We start from the raw sequence: 21,946 nt of genomic DNA, 5'->3' as shown, positions 1-21,946 counted from the left end.
CACTCACAGTGAGCAAGGGACGTCACTGGTGTTCCACAGTAGTGCGTTCTGCCCGTGTGTGGTCGGGAACGCCGCTGCCCCCGGGCCGCCGGAAAGGGCACCGCCCGGGGCGCGAATCAGGCCGTTGTGACAGGTGAGACCGAAGTACGTCACCGGACCCTTGACGGGTGCATGTTGCTCACCGTCAGAATCTGTTCGGTAACGATCAGTTGTGATTACTTCTGGGTCCTGACGAGACTTCTGGGCCCTGCCGAGGGAGAGCCGCATGACGGTCACACGCAGATCGGTCCTGATCGCCGGTACGTCCGCCCCGGCGGCCGGAGTCCTACTGGGCCCCGCGACCGACGCGCGGGCCGCCGACCGCGCCGCCCGCCGAACCGTCCCGCTCCGGGACGGCTGGCGCTTCGCGCTGGTCGATCCGGGCGGGATCACCGACCCCACGGGCGCGTACGAGAACGCCCCCGACCCCGCGTACGACGACTCGGCGTGGCGGACGGTCGCCGTCCCGCACGACTGGAGCATCGAACTCACCCCGACCACCGACCACGGCACGACGAGCGGAACCGGCTTCTTCCCCGGCGGCCTCGCCTGGTACCGCCTGACCTTCACCCTCCCGCCCGCACTCGCGGGCAGGCGGATCTCGGTGGAGTTCGACGGCGTCTACATGGACTCGTACGTCTACTGCAACGGCACGGAGGTCGGCCGCCACCCCTACGGCTACACGGGCTTCGCCTTCGACCTCACCGACCTCCTCCACACCGACGGCACCACCCAGAACGTGCTCGCGGTGAAGGTGCGGAACCGGCTGCCCAGCAGCCGCTGGTACTCGGGCAGCGGCATCTACCGCGAGGCCCGCCTGGTGGTCACCGAACCGGTCCACGTGGAGCGCTGGGGTACGTACGTCACGACGCCGGAGATCACCGACGACCGGGCCCTGGTCCGGGCGCTGACAGCCGTGGTGAACGAGTCCGGCGCCCCCGCCGAGGTCGAGGTCGTCTCCCGGATCGTCGACCCGCGCGGCCGTACGGTGGCCCGCACCTCGTCCACGGTCACGGTCACCGACCGGTCGACTCAGACCCATGAACTCACGCTCCCCGAACCGAAGTTGTGGGACATCGAGACCCCGCACCGCTACACCCTGAAGACCGAACTGCGCGTCGGCGGCACCACGGTGGACACCCACCGCACGACCTTCGGCATCCGGAGCTTCCGCTTCGACCCGGACGAGGGCTTCCAACTGAACGGCACCCAGCACAAGATCAAGGGAGTGGACCTCCACCACGACCTGGGCGCCCTCGGAGCGGCGGTGAGCATCGACGCGATCCGCCGCCAGATGACGATCATGAAGTCGATGGGCGTCAACGCCTTCCGCACCTCGCACAACCCGCCGTCGCCCGAGATGATCCAGGTCTGCGAGGAACTGGGCATCGTGATGATGGTGGAGGCCTTCGACTGCTGGCGCAGCCCCAAGACCCGCTACGACTACGGCCGGTTCTTCGAGGAGTGGGCGGACCGGGACGTCACGGAGATGGTGAAGGCGGCCCGCAACTCACCGGCCGTCCTGATGTGGTCCATCGGCAACGAGATCTCCGAGTTCACGTCGACCGCGGGCCTGGCGATGGCGGACCGTCTGATCGCAGCGGTGAAGGCGTCGGACGACACCCGCCCGGTAGTGATCGGCTCCCACCGCCACCGCAGCGTCCCCGCCCCCGGCACGCCCGGCGACCTGATCCTGGCCAAGCTCGACGGTCTCGGCCTCAACTACAACACCGCGGCCTCGGTGGACGCCCTGCACGCCCGCTATCCGCACCTGTTCCTGTTCGAGTCGGAGTCCTCGTCGGAGACGTCGACGCGGGGTGTCTACCAGGAGCCGGAACGCCTCAACACGGGCGAGAACCACACACCGGGCAAGCGCGCGGTCTCGTCGTACGACAACAACCTCGCCTCCTGGACGATGAGCGGCGAGTACGGCCTGAAGAAGGACCGGGACCGCAAGTGGTTCGCGGGCGAGTTCCTGTGGTCGGGCATCGACTACATCGGCGAGCCGACCCCGTACGACGTGTTCCCGGTGAAGGCGTCCTTCTTCGGCGCGGTCGACACGGCGGGCTTTCCCAAGGACATGTACCACCTGTTCCGCAGCCAGTGGACGGCCGAACCGATGGTCCACCTTCTCCCGATGACGTGGAACCACGAGCCGGGCGACACGGTGGAGGTCTGGGCCTACGCGAACGTAGACACGGTGGAACTGTTCGTGAACGGAAAGTCGTGCGGCACAAGGCGGTTCGACACGAAGCAGACGGTCGACGGCCGTGCCTACCTGGAGACCACGGAGGCGACGGGCGACGACAAGACGGTCACCTCCGGCGCCTGGCCCGGCAGTTACACCAGCCCGAACGGCAGCGCGGGCAAACTGCACCTGACCTGGCATGTGCCGTACGCGCCGGGGGAGTTGAAGGCGGTGGCGCGACGGGACGGGCGGGTCGTGGCGACGGACGTCCTGCGGACGGCGGGCGAGGCACACGCGATACGCCTGACGGCGGACCGCAAGTCCCTTGCGGCGGACGGCCGTTCACTGTGCTTCGTGACGGCTGACGTGGTCGACGCGCGGGGAGTGGTGGTACCCGACGCCGAGCATCTGCTCGCCTTCGAGGTCGACGGTGGCGGCTCGTTGGCGGGGCTCGACAACGGGCGCGAGGAGAGCGCGGAGCGCTATCAGGCGAGTACCCGAACCGCCTTCCGAGGCAAGGCACTTGCCATCGTCCGGGCGGGTGCGGAGGCGGGGCGGTTGAAGGTCACGGCGCGGGCGGCGGGGCTGCGTACGGGGACGGTCGTGGTCCGTACGAGCGCGTCGCGCGCCGAGGCGCTGACGCCGGCCGCTCCCTTCGCGCCGGACCCGGGCCAGGGAACCCCTGAGTACCCCCTGGCGGACGCGAGCTACTCCGGCCGCCCGGACACCCTGCCCGCCGCGATGCTCGACGGTGCGCCGGGCACCGGCTGGTCCAACGGCTTCTACAAGGCGCCGACCGCGTTGCTGCCGGCGTTCAGCGGGGCGCGTAGGGAGGACTGGGTGTCGGTGGACTGGGGGCGGGTGCGGGACTTCACGAGGGTCGAGGTCTCCTTCACGGTGGACGCGACGCACAGCTTGCCTGCGGCGGTGGGGGTGTCGGTGGGGGACGGCGACCGGTACGCCCCGGTGCCGGAGGCGACCGTGGCGTGGGCCGACGGCTCGGACACACCGACGGTGATCACCTTCGCGGCGGTACGCGGGAGCAGGTTGCGGCTGGACCTGACGAGCCGTTACCCGGGGGAGGAGCGGGGCGCGATCCGGATCAGCCGACTGGAGACCCCGGCGGGTTGATTTCTCGCCCCCGCCGCCCCTACCCGTCCCATCCTCGGGGGCTCCGCCCCCGAACCCCCTTGTCCTCAAACGCCGGACGGGCTGACTGACTCAGCCCGTCCGGCGTTTGAGGACGAGCGCGTTCAGCGCGACAAGGGGGGTCTGGGGGCGCAGCCTCCAGGGATGGGAACGGGTAGGGGCGGCGGGGGCGAAAAACCCGTTCGGAGCGTTGACGCGCCGTGCAACCTCCCACAGCATGGGCCACGTCCGCCTCTGGGAGCGCTCCCACAGCACCCGCAAGCGCCGCTCCACTCACCCCCCGCGCCCCCACCTCACCCGAGGAGCCCAGACGTGAATCGACGCAGAACCACCCTGCTCTCCCTCACCGCCCTCCTCACAGCAACCCTCACCACCCTCCCGACCACCACCCCCACCGCCGCAGCCGACGAGATCGAGCAGGTCAAGAACGGCACCTTCGACACCACCACCGCCCCTTGGTGGACGACCAGCAACGTCACCGCGGGCCTCGCCGACGGCGCCCTCTGCGCCGACGTCCCCGGCGGCACCACCAACCGCTGGGACGCCGCCGTCGGCCAGAACGACATCACCCTCGTCAAGGGCGAGTCGTACCGCTTCGCCTTCAAGGCGACCGGCACACCCGCAGGACACGTCGTCCGGGCGATCGTCGGCCTGTCCGTCTCCCCGTACGACACCTATTTCGAGGTGAGCCCGCAGCTCAGCGTCTCCGGCGACTCCTACACCTACACATTCACCGCACCCGCCGACACCGCCCAGGGCCAGGTCGGCTTCCAGCTCGGCGGCAGCGCCGACCCCTTCCGGTTCTGCATGGACGACGTCTCGTTGCTGGGCGGGGTCCCGCCCGAGGTGTACGAACCCGACACGGGACCCCGGGTACGGGTCAACCAGGTCGCCTATCTCCCCGCCGGGCCGAAGAACGCCACGCTGGTCACCGCCTCCACGCAGTCTCTCCCCTGGCAGCTGAAGAAAGCAGACGGGACGACAGTCGCCCACGGCAGGACCGTGCCGCGCGGTACCGACGTCTCCTCCGGGCAGAACGTCCACTCGATCGACTTCGGTGCCTACCGCAAACGCGCCACCGGCCTCACCCTGGTCGCCGACGGCGAGACGAGCCGCCCCTTCGACATCGACGCGAGCGCCTATGACCGGCTGCGGCTGGACTCCCTGAAGTACTACTACACGCAGCGCAGCGGCATCGAGATCCGCGACGACCTGCGCCCCGGCTACGCCCGCCCCGCCGGCCACGTCGACGTGGCACCCAACCAGGGTGACTCCGACGTTCCGTGCCAGCCCGGTGTGTGCGACTACACCCTCGATGTCACCGGCGGCTGGTACGACGCCGGCGATCACGGCAAGTACGTGGTCAACGGCGGTATTTCGACGTGGGAGCTGCTCAGTACGTACGAACGCGCCCTGTACGCCCGTACGGGACAGCGGGGCGCGCTCGGTGACGGCACGCTCGACATCCCGGAGAGCGGCAACAAGGTGCCGGACGTCCTCGACGAGGCCCGTTGGGAACTGGAGTTCCTGCTGAAGATGCAGGTGCCCGACGGGCAGCCGCTCGCCGGCATGGCGCACCACAAGATGCACGACGAGCAGTGGACCGGGCTGCCGCTGCTGCCGAGCGCCGACCCGCAGAAGCGAGAACTGCACCCGCCGACCACCGAGGCCACCCTCAACCTCGCGGCCACGGCGGCCCAGGCAGCCCGCCTGTACCGGCCCTACGACCGTACGTTCGCCGCGCACGCCCTCGCGGTGGCCCGCAAGGCCTGGACGGCGGCGCTCGCCCACCCCGACCTCCACCCCGACCCGAACGACGGCACCGGCGGCGGCGCCTACCCCGACACCGACGCGCGGGACGAGTTCTACTGGGCGGCGGCCGAGCTGTATCTCACCACCGGGGAAAAGGCGTTCGAGCAGCACATCCTGAACTCGCCGATCCACACGGCCGACATCTTCGTCCCCCTCGGCTTCGACTGGGCCAGGACCGCCGCGGCCGGTCGCCTCGACCTGGCGACCGTCCCGAACCGGCTCCCCGGCCGGGACAAGGTCCGCCAGTCGGTGATCAAGGGCGCCGACCGCTATCTGGCCACCCTGGCGGCGCACCCGTACGGCATGCCCTACGCCCCCGACGCCAACCTGTACGACTGGGGTTCCAACGCGCAGATCCTCAACAACGCCGTCGTCATCGCCACCGCGTACGACATCGGCGGCGCCTCGAAGTACCGCGACGGCGCGCTCCAGAGCATGGACTACATTTTCGGCCGCAACGCGCTGAACATGTCGTACGTGACGGGCTACGGCGAGGTCAACTCCCACCAGCAGCACAGCCGTTGGTACGCGAAGCAGCTCGACCCGAGCCTGCCGAGCCCGCCCGACGGCACAGTCGCCGGAGGCCCCAACTCGAGCATCCAGGACCCTTACGCACAGAGCAGACTCCAGGGCTGCGTCGGCCAGTTCTGCTACATCGACGACATCCAGTCCTGGTCGACGAACGAGCACACGATCAACTGGAACGCCGCCCTGGCCCGGATGGCGTCCTTCGTCGCCGACCAGGGTTAGCCGGGCCGGCCGAGCTGTGCCTCGCCCCCTCGGTACCACTGCCCTACCCACCTGACCTGGGGGTATTTACGGGTAAGTACCGGCGCGGTACCGTGGGGGCATGCCAGCTCTGAATGTGGAGTTCAGTGACCGCGAACTAGAGGACCTGCGGCAGATAGCCAAGGAGCGCGGTACGTCGATGAAGGCTCTCGTGCGTGAGGCGGCGGCGGCCGACATCGCCCGGCACCGGGCCCTCCAGGAGGGCGCGGAGGAATTCCGGCGGTTCTTCGCGGCGCACGCGGACGAGTTCGCCGCCGCGTTCCCCGAGGACGAACCGGTCGCGCCGGGTCAAGGGCGGGTCGCCTGACCGATGGCTCCCGTCATCCACATCGACGTGCCCTGGCTGCTCCAGCGCCACGAAGAGGTCCTGCCGGACCAGCCCACGGTCAACGACTTCTCGGCTCTGGTCGCCGCAGTGGCCCGCCACCGGGTCGACCCGCCGCGCCTCGGCGTGGACTCCGACCCGGCCTGGCGGGCCGCCGCACTGCTGCACACCCTCGCGCTGCTCAAGCCGCTGCCGTCGGCCAACGCCCGCTTCGCCTGTGCCACCGCAGTGGCGTACATGTTCGTCAGCGACGTCGGCATCGACCCGCCCTACGGCGCCCTCGTCGACCTCGCCCGGGACCTGATCTCGGGCAAGACCGATGTCTACGGCGCGGCCGACCGGCTGCGCTCCTGGCAGATCTGAGCAGGCATCTTCTGCCGCCGGGGGTGGCTTCGGCCCCGCCCTCGGGGCCGCCGACCGAGGGCGGGAGGAACGGGGTCGGCGGCCGTTTCGCGAGGGAGAGCCGCCGTCCCGCGCGTGGCCTCCGAGGAAGGGCCGGGTTCCAGTGGACTCCGCCTTCGCGCGCGCCGGGAGCGTGCGTGATGCACCGGCGCGTGCATCCGGTTCACACGGGGCGCGGGAAAACACCGAAAGCCGGTACTGCCACCGGTGGTTTCTGCTGTTGCTGACTTTCCTTCAATGAATGGATGTTGCTCAAGCGCCTTGTTGGCCATGAGTGACTTGTGCAAGGGTGAACTACCTGTGCAGGGGGAATGGCAGGGTTCGGTTCACCGGTGGCGGGGGGACACAAAGCCGCCGGTCTTCGTGCGGACTCGTCCGGGCCGTTTCCCGGAACCGCAGTGAGTCACCCGCGCGTGGGAAGGAAACCGCTCAGTGCCCACCCCCCCTCCTCGTCCGTCCTATCCCCCGTACTCCGGTGGGGTCCCGGGGGAATCGGACGAGAGTCTCGCCGCCCAGCTCAGAAGCAGGCCGGAGGGCGAGACCGGCCCGTCCGTCGCTCTTCTGACGGCGCGGCACTGGCAGGCGACCCACGAGTACGCGGTCATCTGCCTCGCCACTTCGGCCCAGGCCGCCTCGATGGTCACCGCCGCCGCCTTCCACCAGGTCCTGGAGCGGGTGATGCGGGCGGAGTCGGCCGTCGCCCTGCGCCCCCGGTTCCTCGTGGCCGTACGCGACACCGTCAGGGAGTGGGCCGCCGACGACCGCATATCCGACGTACTCCCGGACCTGAGGAAACCGGCGGGTGGTCGCGGTATGCGCGCGGCGAAGTCCATGACGCCGGAAAACCGTAAGCTCGCGGAGCGTTCGTTCCAGGCCCTTCCCGGACTCGCGCAGTGCCTGTTGTGGCACACCGAGGTGGAAGCCGAGCCGATGAATGTCCCCGCCGTTTTTCTTGGCATGGACACGGATACGGCTGCGGCTTCGCTGGAACAGGCGCGCGAACAATTCCGTGAGGGCTGTGTACGCGCCCACCGGGAACTCGCGCCGTCCAAGGACTGCCGGTTCTACAACCGTCTTCTCGACGTTCCTATCCGGCGCGGGGGCGCACTGCTGCCCGATGTCCAGCAGCATCTGGTGGAGTGCCGCTACTGCCGTTACGCCGCAGAGCAGTTGAGCCATTTCGAGGGCGGCCTGGGCACGCTGCTCGCCGAGGCCGTGCTCGGCTGGGGCGCCCGTCGCTATCTCGACTCGCGTCCGGGGCGCGGCGAGGTCGGCACACGGACACGGGGCCATGCCAGGCACGGCGGCAGAGGCGAGCGCGGTGGAGCCGGCCGGAGCCGCCTCCTCTCCCGGATTCCCTCCCCGCGCCGCCCCGTCGCGGGCGTACCCCGGAACAGGAAGACCCTGCTCACGAGCGTGGGCCTGGCCTCGGCGGTCGTCGCCGCGGTCGTCCTGGGCAGTGGCCTGTGGCCGAAGGACGGCAGCGGCGCCGACCCGGCCGCCTCGTCCAGCGCGACCGGCGGACGCGCCCCGGTGCCCGACGCCTCGCCGACCCCGCCCGCGGTGTCCTCCTCACCGCCCGGGACGGGCGGCAACCCGACCGCGGCCCGGCAGACCCGGCTGCGCAATGTCACCGCCGACCTGTGCCTCGACATCCGGGGCGGGAAGGCCACGGCCGGCGCCGTCGCCAGGCTCGCGTCCTGCTCGACCGCGTGGACCCAGATGTGGTCGTACGAGGACGACGGGCTGTTGCGCAGTGTCGCCAACCCCGACCTGTGCCTGGACTCGCACGCCGACGCCGGTGTCGTCATCCTCGGCCGTTGCGCCGCGGCGTCCGCCGAGCGGGGGGACGATGTCCGCTACGACCTCACGGTGCGGGGGGAGTTGCTGCCACGCTGGGAGGAGGGCCTGGCTGTTGCCCCCGCATCGGACGATCCGGACGCGGACGTGGTCGTCAAGGTCCGGGACGGCTCGGCGGAGCAGCGTTGGCTGACGGACACGGTGACGGCCAGCCCGGAGTCCCTGTCGATAGGGGGCCCAAGGGGAGAGGCGGCCCAGGTGGACGCGAACCCGACGTAGGTCTTTCCGCCCCCGCCGCCCCTACCCGTCCCATCCTCGGGGGCTCCGCCCCCGAACCCCCTTGTCCTCAAACGCCGGACGGGCTGACTGACTCAGCCCGTCCGGCGTTTGAGGACAAGGCCCGTTCAGGGCCGGAGCGGGGGTCTGGGGGCGCAGCCCCCAGGGATGGGAACGGGTAGGGGCGGCGGGGGCGAAGGAAATCCCCAGCCTCAGCCCCGCTCCGCCGCCGGCGCCGCAGGCAACCCCTCCTCGCCCGCCCCAGGCCCACTCACCGGCGGCACCGGAACATCCACCGTCCGAGCCAGCCGCGCCCCCTCCGGCCCGTACACCGCCCGCGGTTCCGGAAACACCCGCAGCAGCGTCAGGAACAGGACCGCGGAGACGGCCAGGGACAGCGGCAGGCTGATGTCGATGCCGTTCGCCAGATCCCCCAGCGGCCCGACGAACTGCCCCGGGATGTTGGTGAACAGCACACCGATCACCGCCGAGACCCACCACGCGGTCATGCCCCGCCAGTTCCAGCCGTGCGCGAACCAGTAACGCCCGCCCCGCTGACGCCGGTTGAAGACCTGGAGCGCGTCCGGGTCGTACCACCCGCGCCGCGTGTAGAAGCCCAGGATCATCACCACCATCCACGGCGTCGTACACGTGATGATCATCGTCGCGAACGTCGAGATCGACTGGACGAGGTCGAACCCGAACCGGCCCACGAAGATGAACGCGATCGACAGCACACCGACCAGCACGGTGGCCCGGACCCGGGACAGCCGGGGGAACACCGACGAGAAGTCGAGCCCGGTCCCGTACAGCGAGGTCGTGCCTGTCGACATGCCGCCGATCAGCGCCAGCAGGCACACCGGCAGGAAGAACCAGCCCGGCGAGATCGCGAGCAACCCGCCCACGAAGTCGGGCGCGGCCGGATCGACGTAGTCCGGTGCCTTCGTCGCGATGATGCTCGCGGTCGCCAGGCCGAACAGGAAGGGCAGCAGGGTCGCCAACTGCGACAGGAACGCCGCGCCGATCACCCTGCGGCGCGGTGTGTCCGCCGGGATGTACCGCGACCAGTCCCCGAGGAACGCGCCGAACGACACCGGGTTGGACAGCACGATCAGCGCCGCACCGATGAAGGACGGCCAGAACAGCTCCCGCGTCGCCGCGTCGGCCGAGTCCGTGAAGACACCGGCGTACGACGGGTCGAAGTCCCCGGCGAACGCAACCGCGCCGACCAGGAACAGCACCGTCGCCGACGCCACCGCGATCTTGTTGACGAACAGCATGAACCGGAACCCGTACACGCACACCGCCAGCACCAGCCCGGCGAAGAGCGCGTAGGCGACGCCGTACGTCACATCGCCGCGCGGCAGGCCGAACAGCCGGTGGGCGCCGCCTACCAGGGCGTCGCCGGAGCTCCACACCGAGATGGAGAAGAAGGCGATCGCGGTGAGGAGGGAGAGGAAGGAGCCCACCACGCGGCCGTGGACGCCCAGGTGGGCGGAGGACGAGACCGCGTTGTTCGTGCCGTTGACCGGGCCGAAGACCGCCATCGGGCAGAGGATCAGCGCACCCACGACCACTCCGAGGAGCGTGGCCGCGAGGCCCTGCCAGAAGGAGAGGCCGAACAGGATGGGGAAGGCGCCGAGGACACAGGTGGAGAAGGTGTTGGCGCCGCCGAAGGCGACCCGGAACAGGTCGAGCGGGGTCGCGGTGCGGTCCGCGTCGGGAATGCGTTCGACGCCGTGCGTCTCGACCTCCGTGAGGGCCGGTGGCGCGGCAGAAGGGGAAGGGGCTGGCAGTGAGGGCGACGGGGACAAGGAGGGCTCCAGCGGTGGGATCGGCGGTGGAGCGCGTTGTGGCGCGGACAGAGGGAAGGGCTGCCGTCGCCGCTGGGGTGTGCGGCGCAGGCGGATGCCGTCCTCGGGTGGTCTGCCGACCGTAGGGGGACCGGCGAAGGCCGCACCAGAGGACGTTTCATCCATCTTTCGTGTCTCTTGTGGATGGATACGCCATGGAGGCGGCAGTCGAACCGGCGGTCGTGTCGCCAGCCGTACCGGAATGTTTCAGGCCGATTAAAAAGGCTGGTGGATCCGGCCAGTCGGTCGCCCCGGGCGATCAACGACCGCCCAGTTGTGGGCTTCAGGCGTTCGAGTCGCGTAACTTCACGCCACTGATTCAATACGCAAGGTTACCGAAACGCATGGGGTCGAGATGAGATTCGGCGCCGGACTCGGCAGACTCACGCTCGCCGATCCGGCCCGACCGGCTGGGATCGAGTACCCATGCGGACCGTTGGACCTTCGATTCGCATCGAACTGAGCGGAAGGATGCACACAATGCCGAACACCGCGCGCTGGGCAGCGACTCTGACCCTGACGGCCACCGCCGTCTGCGGCCCCCTCACCGGGGCCGCCGTCGCTGCTCCGGCGCCCGCCCCCGCCGGGCTCTACGCACCCTCGGCCCTGGTGCTCACCGTGGGGCACGGTGAGGTCTCGGCCGACGTGACCCCCGAGCGGGCCGTCACCCTCACCTGTGCACCGACGCCCTCGGGCACCCACCCGGCCGCCTCCGAGGCCTGCGCCGAACTCCGGGCCGTCGGCGGGGACCTGGGCATCCTTGCGGCGAGAAGCGACGTGAAGTGCACCAAGCAGTACGACCCCGTGGTCGTCACCGTCGAGGGTGTGTGGCGGGGCCAGCGGGTCGCCTATGAGCGGACTTTCGCGAACGAGTGCGTGAAGAGCACCTACGGGACGGCCGTCTTCACGTTCTAGGGACCGGGGTCGCGCGCTCCCGTGAGCCTCGCAGGACGCTCGCGGATGGGGAGGGCGATCCCTGTGTCGCGGGGTGCCGCGCGATCTCGCCGCGGGGCCGGTCGGTGGTGTGGGGCTGCCGACCGGCCCTTGACGTATCTATGAGGGCCCCTGCTCGGGGATCCGGGCGAGGGGCGGGAAGCGGTGCAGCAGGCCCGATGCGCGCAGCAGACGGTGGAGGCGGGGGGTGTCGGAGACCAGGCGCAGACGTCCGCCGCGTTCGCGGGCCCGGGTGTCCGCCCGGCACAGTTCGCGCAGGCCCGAGCAGTCGAAGAAGTCGACGCGCCGGAGGTCGACCAGGACGTCCGGGCCGGGTCGCGAGGTCGCGGCGTCCAGGTGCTCGGCGAGGAAGCCCGAGGTCGCCAGGTCGATCTCGCCGGTGACCTCGACCACGGTGAACGGCCCGCTCGTGTACGTACGGGCATACGGGCCGGCCGTCGGAGGCGGGGCTCCGGACGTGTCCGGGGCCGTGCGCTCGAGCGGCCCGGGGAAACGGTCTTCGGCTTCCGGCGTCATGCCTGCTCCACCTCTGCATGAGGCGCATTCGATCTCGGTAGCTACCCCGGCGGAGTCGTGACCATCCCTGCCGCGCCGCCCACAAGATCTGATTCACTCGACAAGGTGAATTACGGCCGTATTGGTTGACGTTTCCGTGGGGTGCGCGCTCAGTCCCCGTGCCAGGGGTGCGGTCGTGGCCACCAGCCCGGTACCGACCGACGGTAACGCTCGTACTCGGCGCCGAACCGGTCGGCCAGCGCCGGCTCCTCGTACCAGCGCGCGAACGCCCACATCAGCAGCCCGGCGCAGGCGCCGTACGTGAGCAGGATCGGCCGGGCGAGCAGAAGCGCCTGGCCCGCGACCGCGGCGACGACCGCCACGTACATCGGGTTGCGCACGTAGCGGTAGAGGCCGCCGACGACCAGGTGTTCGGTGGGGGCGACCGGGGCCGGGGTGCCGAGGCCCTCGGCGACGAAGCGGACGAAGGCCGACAGCAGGACGGCCGTGCCCGCCGCGAGCGGGATCAGGCCCATCAGGCGTACGGGCGGCCACCAGTCGCCGGCCCGCCAGCCCGTCAGCCACCACGGCAGGAGGACCGCCACGGTGCCGGGGGCGAGTGCCAGGAAGAGTGAACTGCCCAGGGCCGCCGCCGATTTGCGCATGCCTTCACCATGGCAGCGAGGCGGACGTCGCGACAGCCGAGAGGGGCCGCCGTCTCCCTGAAGACGGCGGCCCCTCGGCCTGGACGACCCGGGTGGGTCACATGTGGACGACCGGGGCGGCGCTCTCGTCCTGGGCGGGCACGCCCGGGCGGTAGAGGAGGAAGGTGATCAGAGCGCCCGCGGCGAAGAAGCCCGCCGACCACCAGAAGGCGGTGGTGTAGCTCTCGATCGTCGACTGGGCCTGGACCAGCTTGTCGCTCGCGTTGCGGCCGGAGAGGTAGTTGGTCGCGGCGCTCGCGGCGAGCGTGCTCAGCAGCGCCGTACCGATCGAACCGCCCACCTGCTGCATGGTGTTGACCGTCGCGGAGGCCACTCCCGCGTCCTCGGCGCCGATTCCGCTGGTCGCCAGCTGCATCGCGGGCGGCATGATGACGCCCATGCCCACGCCGATCACCAACAGCTGCGGAAGGACGGCGGTGCTGAAGTCCGAGCCGACGCCGATACCGGTCAGCCAGGCCATGCCGAGCGCGCCGAGGGCGAAGCCCGCCGGGATGATGATCTTGGGGCCGAAGCGGGGGACGAGCTTGGTGGTGGACACCTGGGCCGCGACCATCAGGGCCGCCATCATCGGCATGAAGGCCAGGCCGGTCTTGGTGGGGCTGAAGCCGAGGTTCAGTTGCAGGTAGTAGGTGAGGAAGAGGAAGACACCGAACATGCCCGCGCCGGAGATGAGCACCGTGAGGAACGACGCCCCCCGGTCCCGGTCGAGCAGGACGCGCATCGGCAGCAGCGGGTGCTTGGCGCGGGTCTGCCACTGGGTGAACGCGACCAGGAGCAGTGCGCCCGCGATCAGGAAGCCCCAGGTCTGCGGTGAACTCCAGTCGTGCGTCTCGGCGTTGGAGAAGCCGTAGACCACGGAGAAGAGACCACCGGCGACCAGTACGGTGCCCGGGACGTCGATCTTGGAGTTGGCGGCGTCCCGGTGGTTGCCGAGCAGTATCCAGCCGCCCACGAACGCGACGACGGCGAAGATCAGGTTGACGTACAGCGTCCAGCGCCAGTCCAGCGCGTCGGTCAGCAGACCGCCGAGCAGCAGGCCCACCGCGCCGCCGGCCCCCGCGATCGCGCCGTACACGCTGAACGCGCGGGCTTTCTCGCGGGCGTCGGTGAAGGTCGTGTTGAGGAGGGAGAGAGCGGCGGGCGCGAGCAGGGCGCCGAAGACACCCTGGAGGGCACGGGCGATGACCAGCATCTCGAAGCCGTTGGCGGCGCCGCCGAGGACGGAGGCCCCGGCGAATCCGGCGACACCGATGAGGAAGGCGGGCTTGCGGCCGAAGAGGTCGGCGATCCGGCCGCCGAGCAGCAGCAGGGAGGCGAAGGCCAGCGCGTACGCGGTGACGATCCACTGCCGGTTGCCGTCGGAGAAGCCGAGGTCGGCCTGGGCGGAGGGGAGCGCGATGTTCACGATGGTGGCGTCGAGGACGACCATCAGCTGCGCGATTCCGATGATCGCGAGGATCCACCACCGCTGCGCGTTCGGCGCGGCGGACCCCTTCTCCGTGGTGTTCGCGACGCCCTTCGGGGCGCCTTCGGTCAGGGACTGGGACATCTGAGCACACTCCAGGGAAGGTCGCTCGTAAAGAGGAGTAAGGGAGACCAGGGATTACGAATACGTAAACGAAACGGTTTCGTACTCCCGACGCCCCGAGCCTAGACCAGATTCATCGAAACGGCAAAGTATCGATACGGGAAAGTATCGCTAGGGAGGATGTGCGGACGTGCGCAGCGGCAGGCTGGCGGTCGACGGGGCCGAGCTGTACTACGAGGTGCGCGGGGTCGGTCCGGCCCTGCTGATGATCAGCGGTGCCGGGGGAGACGCCGGCTACTACTCCGGGATCGCCGAGGGCCTCGCCGACGCCTTCACGGTGATCACCTACGACCGGCGCGGCAACTCCCGCAGTACGGGCGGCGGTGACGGCCCGATGGAGTTGCCCCGGCAGGCCGCCGACGCCCGCGCGCTCGTCGGCGACCTCGCGGGCGGCCGGGCCCTGGTCTTCGGCAACAGCGGCGGCGCGATCATCGGCCTGACGCTGGCCGCGCTCCACCCGGAGTGCGTGCGCGGCCTCATCGCCCATGAACCGCCCGCCGTGAACGTCCTCCCCGACGGCGCCCCCGGGCGCGGTTTCTTCGCCGAACTGGCCGACCTGTACGCGGCGGGCGGCGCCCCGGCTGCGGGCCGCCGCTTCGGCGAGACGACACGCGGCGAGGGCTCCTACCGCTGGCCCGCAGACCTGTGGAAACGGTTCCTGGGCAACGCCGACCACCTCTTCGGCCGCGAATGGCCCGCCTTCGCCGCCTTCCACCCCGACGAGGAGGCGCTGCGGGCGGCCCCGTTCCCCATCGTCCTGGGCGCGGGCGCCGACGACCGGGGTACGTACTACGCCCTGCCGTCGATCGAGATCGCCCGCCGGATCGGCGTCCCGTGGGCGGAGTTCCCCGGTATCCACATGGAGTTCCTGCGCCACCCGTCCCGCTTCGCGGCGGCCGTACGGGTGCTGGCCACGCAGATGTACGGCGCCGACGGCCGGGTTCCGGAGCTGTGGCGGGGCGGGCCGGAGACGCCCTGACGATCCCCTACGCCAGCTGCCGTCGCACGAGTTCGTGCAGCCGCCCGCCCGTGTCCGCCAGCAACTGGGCCGGGGGACCCTGCTGGGCGACCTTGCCGTCCTCCATCACGATCACCCGGTCCGCGTCCAGCACCGTCGACAGCCGGTGGGCGATCACGATCCGGGTGGCGTTCAGTGCACGCGTGCTCTCGATGACGATGCGCTGGGTCTCGTTGTCCAGGGCGCTGGTGGCCTCGTCGAAGAAGAGGATGCGCGGCCTGCGGATCAGCGCCTGCGCGATCATCAGCCGCTGTCGCTGGCCGCCCGAGATCGCGCCGCTGCCCTGGACGATGGTGTGCAGCCCCATCGGCATCCGCTGGATGTCCTCGGCGAGGCCCGCCATCGCGGCGGCGGCCATCGCCTCCTCCGGTGTGTAGGGCTCCGTACCGCAGATGACGTCCAGGATCGAACCCGTCATCGGCTGGGCGTGCTGGAGCACGACACCGCACTGGCGTCGTACGGCGGACTGGTCGAGGGCGCCCAGGTCCTGGCCGTCGTACAGCACACTGCCCGAGACCGGTTTGTCGAAGCCGATCAGCAGGCGCAGCAGGGTCGACTTGCCGCAGCCGCTGGGCCCGACGATCGCCACAAACTCTCCCGCCTTCACCTGGAAGGACACGTCGTCCAGGACGAGCGGGCCGTCGTCCGCGTAGCGGAAGGCGAGTCGGCGGGCCTCGATCGCGCCGGTCAGCACGCCGGGCCGGGTGCTCGCGACGCGTACCTCCGGGGTGGCTTCCAGCACCGGCTTGATCTCCTCGTACAGCGGGAGCGCGGCAACGCCGGAGACGAAGGCGCCGGTCAGCTGGGTGACCGAGGTCAGGAGCATCGTCACCGAGGTGTTGAAGGTGAGGAAGGCCGCCGCCGACATCTCGCCGCGCGCCGGGCCCGCGAGCAGCATGAACATCAGCAGCGTGCAGATCGGCAGGTAGACCGCGCCCAGGACCGTGGTGAGGTTCTTGATGCGGCCGACCTTCTGCTGGAGTTCGCGGCTGCGCGCGAACTCGCCCGCCCAGGCCGCGTACGCGTAGTTCTCGGCCGCCGCGACCCGCAGTTTGGGCAGTCCGCGCAGGGTCTGGAAGGCCTGGTTGTTCAGCTTGTTGGAGAGCACGATCAGGCGCCGCTGCCAGCGGACCTGCCAGAGGCCAAGTCCCAGGAACACAGCGGCGATCACCACGAGCATGCCGATCGCGGCCAGCGCCATCGGGACGCTGTACCAGAGGAGCAGGCCCAGGTTCATCGCCGCGACGGTCACCGACTGGGTGACGACCGGGGCAACTCCCGCCAGCAGCTTGCGGATCGCGCTGATGCCCATCGCCGCACTCGCCAGCTCACCGGTCGAGCGCTCGGTGAAGAACTTCGTCGGCAGCCGCAACAGCCGGTCCCAGACGGCTGGTTGGAGGGTCGCCTCGATCCGGCCCTCCATCCGGAGCAGGGTGAGGTTCTGCATCAGCATGAAGGCCGCCGCCACCACACTGCTGATCATCACGGCCAGACAGAACTGCACGATCAGCGTGGTCTGCGCCTTCGGCACGAACTCGCCGAGCACCTTGCCGGTGGCGACCGGTACGAGTGCGCCGATCGCGATCGTCACCAGACTGCTCAGCAGCAGGTTCACCACATCGCCCCGGCTGCCGCCCATGCTGAACCGGAGCAGCCGCAGCGGACTCATCCCGCGTTCGGGCAGCGGCCGGTAGAACATCACCGCCCGTTCCTCGAACTCCGCCGCGTTCGCCTTCTCCACCGGCGTCTCGCGTCCCGACGACGGCTGTACGGCCACATAGCCGCCGCGCCGCCACAGCAGCGCGACCGGCGCCCCCGACAGACTCCGGTGGCCGACCAGCGGGCCGACGTTGTCGTGCCACCAGCGGCCGTCGAGCCGGACGGCCCGGGTGCGGACTCGGGAGGCGAGCGCGATCCGTTCGACCGGGTCGAGTCGGTCGCTCTCGGTGCCGCTCTGGGCGGGCTCGGCGAGGGTGATCCCGGCTGCCCCGGCGACCAGCTTGCAGGCCGCGTACGTCGCGTCGGCGTCGGCGGTGGTAGCGCGCTTCGCCGACGACTGCTTGCCGATCGACGCCAGCAGTGTCCGGTCGGCCTGGGCGCGGACCGCCTCGCCTGCCTTGATCCCGGCCGCCGTACGGGTCTCGTGGCGGCGCTCCAACTGCTCGATCCACCGGTCGAGGGTGGTGAGCAGCCGGTGCTGCTGGTCGACCATGCTCTGCCAGACCCCGGGGTCCATCAGCAGATCGGCGGCGGCCTCGGCGCCGTACAGCGAGCCGTACTGCACGCTGCCCGGCGGGACCTGCATCCAGAACACGTCGTCGTCGGTGGGCGCGGCGGCCCGCTCCGAGGCCATCGGCGCCTGGAAGAGGACCGACATGCCACGGCCGACGCCCAGGGCCAGGGCGTACTCCAGCGGGCTGGTCGCCGGGGGCACGTACTGGGCGTTGCCGTACTCGTCGTACGACCAGGTCTGGGTGTCCGGCTGCTGGTACAGCTCGCGCAGGCCGATGCGGTGCACCACGCAGTCGCGCACCGGGCGGGCGACCAGCGTGTGCTCCGGTCCGGTGACCGGGCCGAGCAGCAGCGCGCCCGACTCAAGGCGGCCGATGTGGTGCCACTGGCCCTGCTCCACGGCGTCCACCGCGTACAGGTCGAGCGCGCCGGACGCGACCAGCCACAGCACCTGCGGGCCTTCGAGGTCGAGCCGGGTCTGCCCGGACAGGTCGTAGCGCGTCCCCATCTGGCCGAGCGCGGTGAGGACGACATCTTCCTCGTGAACGGTCGTCATCTCATCGCTCCCTGACCAGCTCGGCGTACGCCCCGCCGGCCGCCACCAGGGCGTCGTGCCGCCCACGTTCCACGATCGTGCCGTGCTGGAGCACCACGATCTCGTCGCTGTCGCGCACCGTGGAGAGCCGGTGGGCGATCACCACACAGGCGCAGCCGCGCTTGCGCAGGTTGTCGATCACCGTCTGCTCGGTCTCCGCGTCCAGCGCGCTGGTCACCTCGTCGAGGACGAGAATGCTCGGGTTGCGCACCAACGCCCTTGCGATCTCCAGGCGTTGACGCTGCCCGCCGGAGAAGTTCCGCCCGTCCTGCTCGACCCGGCTGTGGATACCGCCCGGCCTGCGCGTGACGACGCCGTACAGCGCCGCGTCCTCCAGGGCCGCCACCACCGACTCGTCCGGGATCGACGGGTCCCACAGCGCCACGTTGTCCCGGACGCTGCCCTCGAACAGGAACACGTCCTGGTCGACGAAGGAGACCGAGGCCGCGAGCGCGCCGCGCGGAATGTCGTCCAGGCGCTGTCCGTCGATCCGGATCACGCCCTCCCAGGGCGCGTACAGGCCCGAAATCAGCCTGGAGACCGTCGACTTGCCGCTGCCCGAGCCGCCCACGAGCGCCACCTGCTGCCCCGGACCGACGGTCAGGTCGAAGCCGGAGAGGAGTGGCTTGTCGAGGGGGCTGTAGCCGAAGGTGATGTTCTGGAGTTCGACGTGGCCGTGCAGGCGTCGCGTCGAATCACCGCCGCCCGGCCGGTTGTACAGCGGATCCGCCTGGAAGTTCTCCACGTCCTTGAGCCGGGCCACGTCCGCCGCGAAGTCCTGGATACGGCCCGCCACACCGTTCAGGCGGGTCAGCGGCGCCGTGAAACGCGTGACCAGGGCTTGGAAGGCGACCAGCAGACCCACGGATATATGGCCCTCGACCGCCCGCATCCCGCCGATCCACAGGATCAGCGCGCTGTTCAGCGTCGCCAGCGTCGGTGCGACCACGCCCAGCCAGGCGCTCGGCACCCCGAGCCGCTGCTGCTCCTCCAGTGTGGTCGCGTGCTGCCCGGCCCACTTGCGGAAGTAGCCCTCCTCGCCGCCGGTCGCCTTCATCGTCTCGATCAACTGGAGCCCGGAATAAGCGGTGTTGGTCAACCGGGCCGTGTCCGCGCGGAGTTTGGCCGTACGGGTCGCCCGCAGCCGGATCACCACCCGCATGGCCACGATGTTCAGCAGCGCGACCCCGATGCCGACGGCCGTCAACTGCGGGTCGTACGTATAGAGGAGCACCGCGTACAGCACGACGACGACCGCGTCGACGCCCGCCGCCGAGAGGTCGCGGGCCAGCGTCTCGGACACCGAGTCGTTCGACTGGAGACGCTGGACCAGGTCGGCCGGGCTGCGCTGGGAGAAGAAGGTGACCGGGAGACGGAGAAGATGGCGCAGGAAGCGGGCGCTGCTCAGGGTCGAGGAGATGACGCGGCCGTGCAGCAGGTTCGCCTGTTGCAGCCAGGTCAGTACGAGGGTCAGCGCCACGCACGCGCCCATCGACGCGAACAGCACGTTGAGCATGGAGGTCTGGCCGCCGATGAGGAACGTGTCGATGTAGGTGCGGCTGAGCGCGGGCATCGCGGCGCCCACCGCCACGAGCAGCAGACTCGCCAGGATCGCGGCCGGCATCGTGCCCGAAGTGCCGCGCAGCCGGGCCGGCATGGCACCCAGGACACCCGGTTTGCGCCCGCCGCGTTCGAAGTCGGGGCCCGGCTCCATGACCAGGACGACACCGGTGAAGCTGGAGTCGAAGTCCTCCATCGGCACGAACCGGCGGCCCTTGCCGGGGTCGTTGATGTACACCCCGCGTCGGCCGAAGCGGCGGCCCATGCCGTCGAAGACGACATAGTGGTTGAACTCCCAGAACAGGATCGCGGGCGCGTTCACCTCGGCGAGCGCGGCCGTGTCCATCTGCATGCCCTTGGCTGTCAGACCGTAACTCCGGGCCGCCTTGAGGAGGTTGCTCGCGCGCGAGCCGTCCCGGGAGACACCGCAGGCGATGCGCAGCTCTTCGAGCGGGATGTGCCGGCCGAAGTGCCCGAGGACCATGGCGAGCGAGGCCGCGCCGCACTCCACGGCCTCCATCTGGAGCACGGTCGGCGTACGCACCGACTTGCCGCTGCCCTTGGGGACCGTGCGCCGGGGCGGGGCCGAGCGGCGCTTGGCCCGGGAGTTCTGTGCGGGACTCACGGCAGCAGCCAATCGACGGGACGCTGGTCGGCCAGCCGGATCGAGCCCGAGGCCAGGGTCATGGAGGTGAGCCTGAACGGCGGTCCGTCGGCCGAGGACCACTCGTAACCGCTCTTCGTGGCCGACGACTTGTCCAGCTTCACCAGGACGGCGACCGGCCGGCCCTTTTTCGTGAACTGCTCGCCCAGCTGGCTGTCACCGAGGAACGCGCCGATCTGCTGCTGCGTCTGGGGAGCCCGGTCCACCGACTTCACATGGCCGCGCAGCACCCCGTACTGCTGGGTGGGCGCCGTCTGGACGGTCAGGTCGACGGCCGCGTTCGCGGGAATCGTGGCAGCGTTCTCGGCCGGGACGTACACCGTCGCGTACAGCGGATCGCTCGCGCGGGCGACCTTCTCCACGGCCGCGATGTTGGTTCCCGTCCCGATGATCTGGCCGATCGTGGCGGCGAGCGCGGTGAGCCGGCCCGCGGCGACCGAGCGCACGACGGTGTCGCCGGAGGTCGTACGGACCTTCAGCACAGGCGAGTCGGCGGGCAGCTGGGCGCCCTCCTCGGCGAGCACCGCGGTGATCTGGCCGGAGACGGGGCTCTGTAGGACGTAACTGCCCTCCCCGTGCGTGAGGATGGCGGGCGCGCTCACCGTGGAGGAGACGGACCCCGTGACCGCCCATACGGACGCGGCGGCCATGACCACCACCGTGACGGAGAGGACCAGCCAGCCCTGGGGGCGCGCGAAACGCACCGGAAGGTCCAGCTCTTCGGGCGACTGGAGCTTGGCGAGGGCCTGTTGGCGGAACTGCACGGGCTTTCCTCACCTGCGTGACGAAGACTTGCCTGGGAGAAGACGTGCCTGGGAAAGGCCGATGGGTTTGTGGCAACCGAGAATCCCGGAACCGCGAACGGTTCCGGGACTCAGCGGCACAAGGCGTCGATCAGAGACCGGCGACCAGGTTGGTGACCGCACCGGTGTTCAGGCCGGAGACACCCTCGACGGTGTCGACGACCGAGCCGACCAGCGGGAGCACGCCGGGGGCGACGCCGTCCACCAGGCCCGTGACGGTGCCGACAGCGTTCAGGGACAGACCGCCGGAGACGGCGTCGAGAGCGGCGTCCGACAGCTCGGCGGTCGCAACCTGGGGGGTGGAGTTCATGATGGAACTTCCCTTCGTATGGGTGTTTCAAGGGGGAGAGCGGCCCCCTCTGGGGACAGATGACGGCCGCGACCGCAGGGCCGGTCAGGCTCGTTTCCGGAACCTGTTCGGCCCCTGCGATGCGATGGATCAAAGCACGCCCGCACAGCCGTCTTCCAATCAACCAACCGCCTCACCAGGGCACTTGAGCCTCACAGGCCCCAAACCGTGAGGGTGTGTGCACGGCTTGGCAGCGACTTCTTCACATGCCGCACGGCTTCGGTGCACCCAGGCCCTTGCGGCCGGGCGCGCGGGTCGGTCATGGGTGCGCGACTGAATCGGACAGTCCGCCATCAAAGGCGTGGCGTGTAACGAGCGGATGTGCGGAAC

The 21,946-nt window shown here is 70.2% G+C and carries 15 protein-coding genes; 7 read left to right on the top strand and 8 right to left on the bottom strand.

What is annotated here, in order from left to right; genetic code table 11:
• Nucleotides 1–265 precede the first annotated feature (265 nt).
• The 5 genes from OG787_RS03535 to OG787_RS03515 all read left to right on the top strand — a co-directional run bounded on the left by OG787_RS03535 (nucleotide 266) and on the right by OG787_RS03515 (nucleotide 8,783).
• On the top strand, nucleotides 266–3,358 hold the full coding sequence (locus OG787_RS03535) for a glycoside hydrolase family 2 TIM barrel-domain containing protein (RefSeq protein ID WP_405534260.1): 3,093 nt from the start codon (nucleotides 266–268) through the stop codon (nucleotides 3,356–3,358).
• Nucleotides 3,359–3,688: 330 nt separating this feature from the next.
• Nucleotides 3,689–5,938 (top strand): glycoside hydrolase family 9 protein, encoded by a 2,250-nt coding sequence (locus OG787_RS03530; protein WP_405534259.1) that lies wholly within the window; start codon nucleotides 3,689–3,691, stop codon nucleotides 5,936–5,938.
• 100 nt (nucleotides 5,939–6,038) lie between these two features.
• Nucleotides 6,039–6,284 carry a hypothetical protein gene (locus OG787_RS03525; RefSeq protein ID WP_369037932.1) on the top strand — a complete coding sequence of 82 codons (246 nt, stop codon included), beginning with the start codon at nucleotides 6,039–6,041 and terminating at the stop codon, nucleotides 6,282–6,284.
• A 3-nt stretch (nucleotides 6,285–6,287) separates the two neighbouring features.
• Nucleotides 6,288–6,665, top strand: coding sequence for a toxin Doc (locus OG787_RS03520; protein WP_053745133.1), 378 nt, complete (start codon nucleotides 6,288–6,290; stop codon nucleotides 6,663–6,665).
• Nucleotides 6,666–7,136: 471 nt separating this feature from the next.
• Complete coding sequence (locus tag OG787_RS03515) at nucleotides 7,137–8,783, top strand: RICIN domain-containing protein (protein WP_405534258.1); 1,647 nt, start codon at nucleotides 7,137–7,139, stop codon at nucleotides 8,781–8,783.
• 209 nt (nucleotides 8,784–8,992) lie between these two features.
• Here the strand turns inward: OG787_RS03515 and OG787_RS03510 are convergent, their stop codons facing one another.
• Nucleotides 8,993–10,594, bottom strand: coding sequence for a purine-cytosine permease family protein (locus OG787_RS03510; RefSeq protein WP_405534257.1), 1,602 nt, complete (start codon nucleotides 10,592–10,594; stop codon nucleotides 8,993–8,995).
• Nucleotides 10,595–11,113: 519 nt separating this feature from the next.
• On the opposite strand from OG787_RS03510, the gene OG787_RS03505 reads away from it, so the two are divergent.
• Nucleotides 11,114–11,548 (top strand): protease inhibitor, encoded by a 435-nt coding sequence (locus OG787_RS03505; protein WP_369036920.1) that lies wholly within the window; start codon nucleotides 11,114–11,116, stop codon nucleotides 11,546–11,548.
• 138 nt (nucleotides 11,549–11,686) lie between these two features.
• Here OG787_RS03505 and OG787_RS03500 read toward each other — a convergent pair whose 3' ends face one another.
• The 3 genes from OG787_RS03500 to OG787_RS03490 form a co-directional block, all read right to left on the bottom strand.
• Complete coding sequence (locus OG787_RS03500) at nucleotides 11,687–12,103, bottom strand: STAS domain-containing protein (RefSeq protein ID WP_405534256.1); 417 nt, start codon at nucleotides 12,101–12,103, stop codon at nucleotides 11,687–11,689.
• Nucleotides 12,104–12,252: 149 nt separating this feature from the next.
• Nucleotides 12,253–12,747, bottom strand: coding sequence for a methyltransferase family protein (locus OG787_RS03495; RefSeq protein ID WP_405534255.1), 495 nt, complete (start codon nucleotides 12,745–12,747; stop codon nucleotides 12,253–12,255).
• Nucleotides 12,748–12,844: 97 nt separating this feature from the next.
• Entirely contained in the window at nucleotides 12,845–14,356 is a 1,512-nt protein-coding gene (locus OG787_RS03490; protein WP_369036923.1) for an MFS transporter, read from the bottom strand.
• Between the two features lie 169 nt (nucleotides 14,357–14,525).
• Here OG787_RS03490 and OG787_RS03485 point away from each other — a divergent pair, with 169 nt between their 5' ends.
• Nucleotides 14,526–15,374: an alpha/beta fold hydrolase gene (locus OG787_RS03485; RefSeq protein WP_369036924.1), complete on the top strand. Its 849-nt coding sequence runs from the start codon at nucleotides 14,526–14,528 to the stop codon at nucleotides 15,372–15,374.
• A 7-nt stretch (nucleotides 15,375–15,381) separates the two neighbouring features.
• Here OG787_RS03485 and OG787_RS03480 read toward each other — a convergent pair whose 3' ends face one another.
• From OG787_RS03480 to OG787_RS03465, 4 genes are all read right to left on the bottom strand, one after another.
• Nucleotides 15,382–18,201 carry an NHLP bacteriocin export ABC transporter permease/ATPase subunit gene (locus OG787_RS03480; RefSeq protein ID WP_405534254.1) on the bottom strand — a complete coding sequence of 940 codons (2,820 nt, stop codon included), beginning with the start codon at nucleotides 18,199–18,201 and terminating at the stop codon, nucleotides 15,382–15,384.
• A 1-nt stretch (nucleotide 18,202) separates the two neighbouring features.
• Nucleotides 18,203–20,425: an NHLP family bacteriocin export ABC transporter peptidase/permease/ATPase subunit gene (locus OG787_RS03475; RefSeq protein ID WP_405534253.1), complete on the bottom strand. Its 2,223-nt coding sequence runs from the start codon at nucleotides 20,423–20,425 to the stop codon at nucleotides 18,203–18,205.
• Complete coding sequence (locus OG787_RS03470) at nucleotides 20,422–21,228, bottom strand: HlyD family efflux transporter periplasmic adaptor subunit (protein ID WP_369036927.1); 807 nt, start codon at nucleotides 21,226–21,228, stop codon at nucleotides 20,422–20,424. Before OG787_RS03470 ends, OG787_RS03475 begins: the two co-directional genes overlap by 4 nt.
• A gap of 130 nt (nucleotides 21,229–21,358) precedes the next feature.
• Nucleotides 21,359–21,577: a type A2 lantipeptide gene (locus OG787_RS03465; protein ID WP_235472776.1), complete on the bottom strand. Its 219-nt coding sequence runs from the start codon at nucleotides 21,575–21,577 to the stop codon at nucleotides 21,359–21,361.
• Nucleotides 21,578–21,946: the final 369 nt, after the last annotated feature.

Source organism: Streptomyces sp. NBC_00075 (assembly GCF_045041225.1).
GTDB classification, from domain to species: Bacteria; Actinomycetota; Actinomycetes; order Streptomycetales; family Streptomycetaceae; genus Streptomyces; species Streptomyces adonidis.
This window is presented reverse-complemented; position numbering and strand designations above follow the sequence as displayed.

Bases quoted from the DNA above. Each gene is read 5' to 3' on its own strand.
- OG787_RS03535 (WP_405534260.1), top strand. From the start codon at position 266: ATGACGGTCACACGCAGATCGGTCCTGATCGCCGGTACGTCCGCCCCG.
- OG787_RS03525 (WP_369037932.1), top strand. From the start codon at position 6,039: ATGCCAGCTCTGAATGTGGAGTTCAGTGACCGCGAACTAGAGGACCTG.
- OG787_RS03520 (WP_053745133.1), top strand. From the start codon at position 6,288: ATGGCTCCCGTCATCCACATCGACGTGCCCTGGCTGCTCCAGCGCCAC.
- OG787_RS03505 (WP_369036920.1), top strand. From the start codon at position 11,114: ATGCCGAACACCGCGCGCTGGGCAGCGACTCTGACCCTGACGGCCACC.
- OG787_RS03500 (WP_405534256.1), bottom strand. From the start codon at position 12,103: ATGACGCCGGAAGCCGAAGACCGTTTCCCCGGGCCGCTCGAGCGCACG.
- OG787_RS03495 (WP_405534255.1), bottom strand. From the start codon at position 12,747: ATGCGCAAATCGGCGGCGGCCCTGGGCAGTTCACTCTTCCTGGCACTC.
- OG787_RS03490 (WP_369036923.1), bottom strand. From the start codon at position 14,356: ATGTCCCAGTCCCTGACCGAAGGCGCCCCGAAGGGCGTCGCGAACACC.
- OG787_RS03480 (WP_405534254.1), bottom strand. From the start codon at position 18,201: ATGACGACCGTTCACGAGGAAGATGTCGTCCTCACCGCGCTCGGCCAG.
- OG787_RS03465 (WP_235472776.1), bottom strand. From the start codon at position 21,577: ATGAACTCCACCCCCCAGGTTGCGACCGCCGAGCTGTCGGACGCCGCT.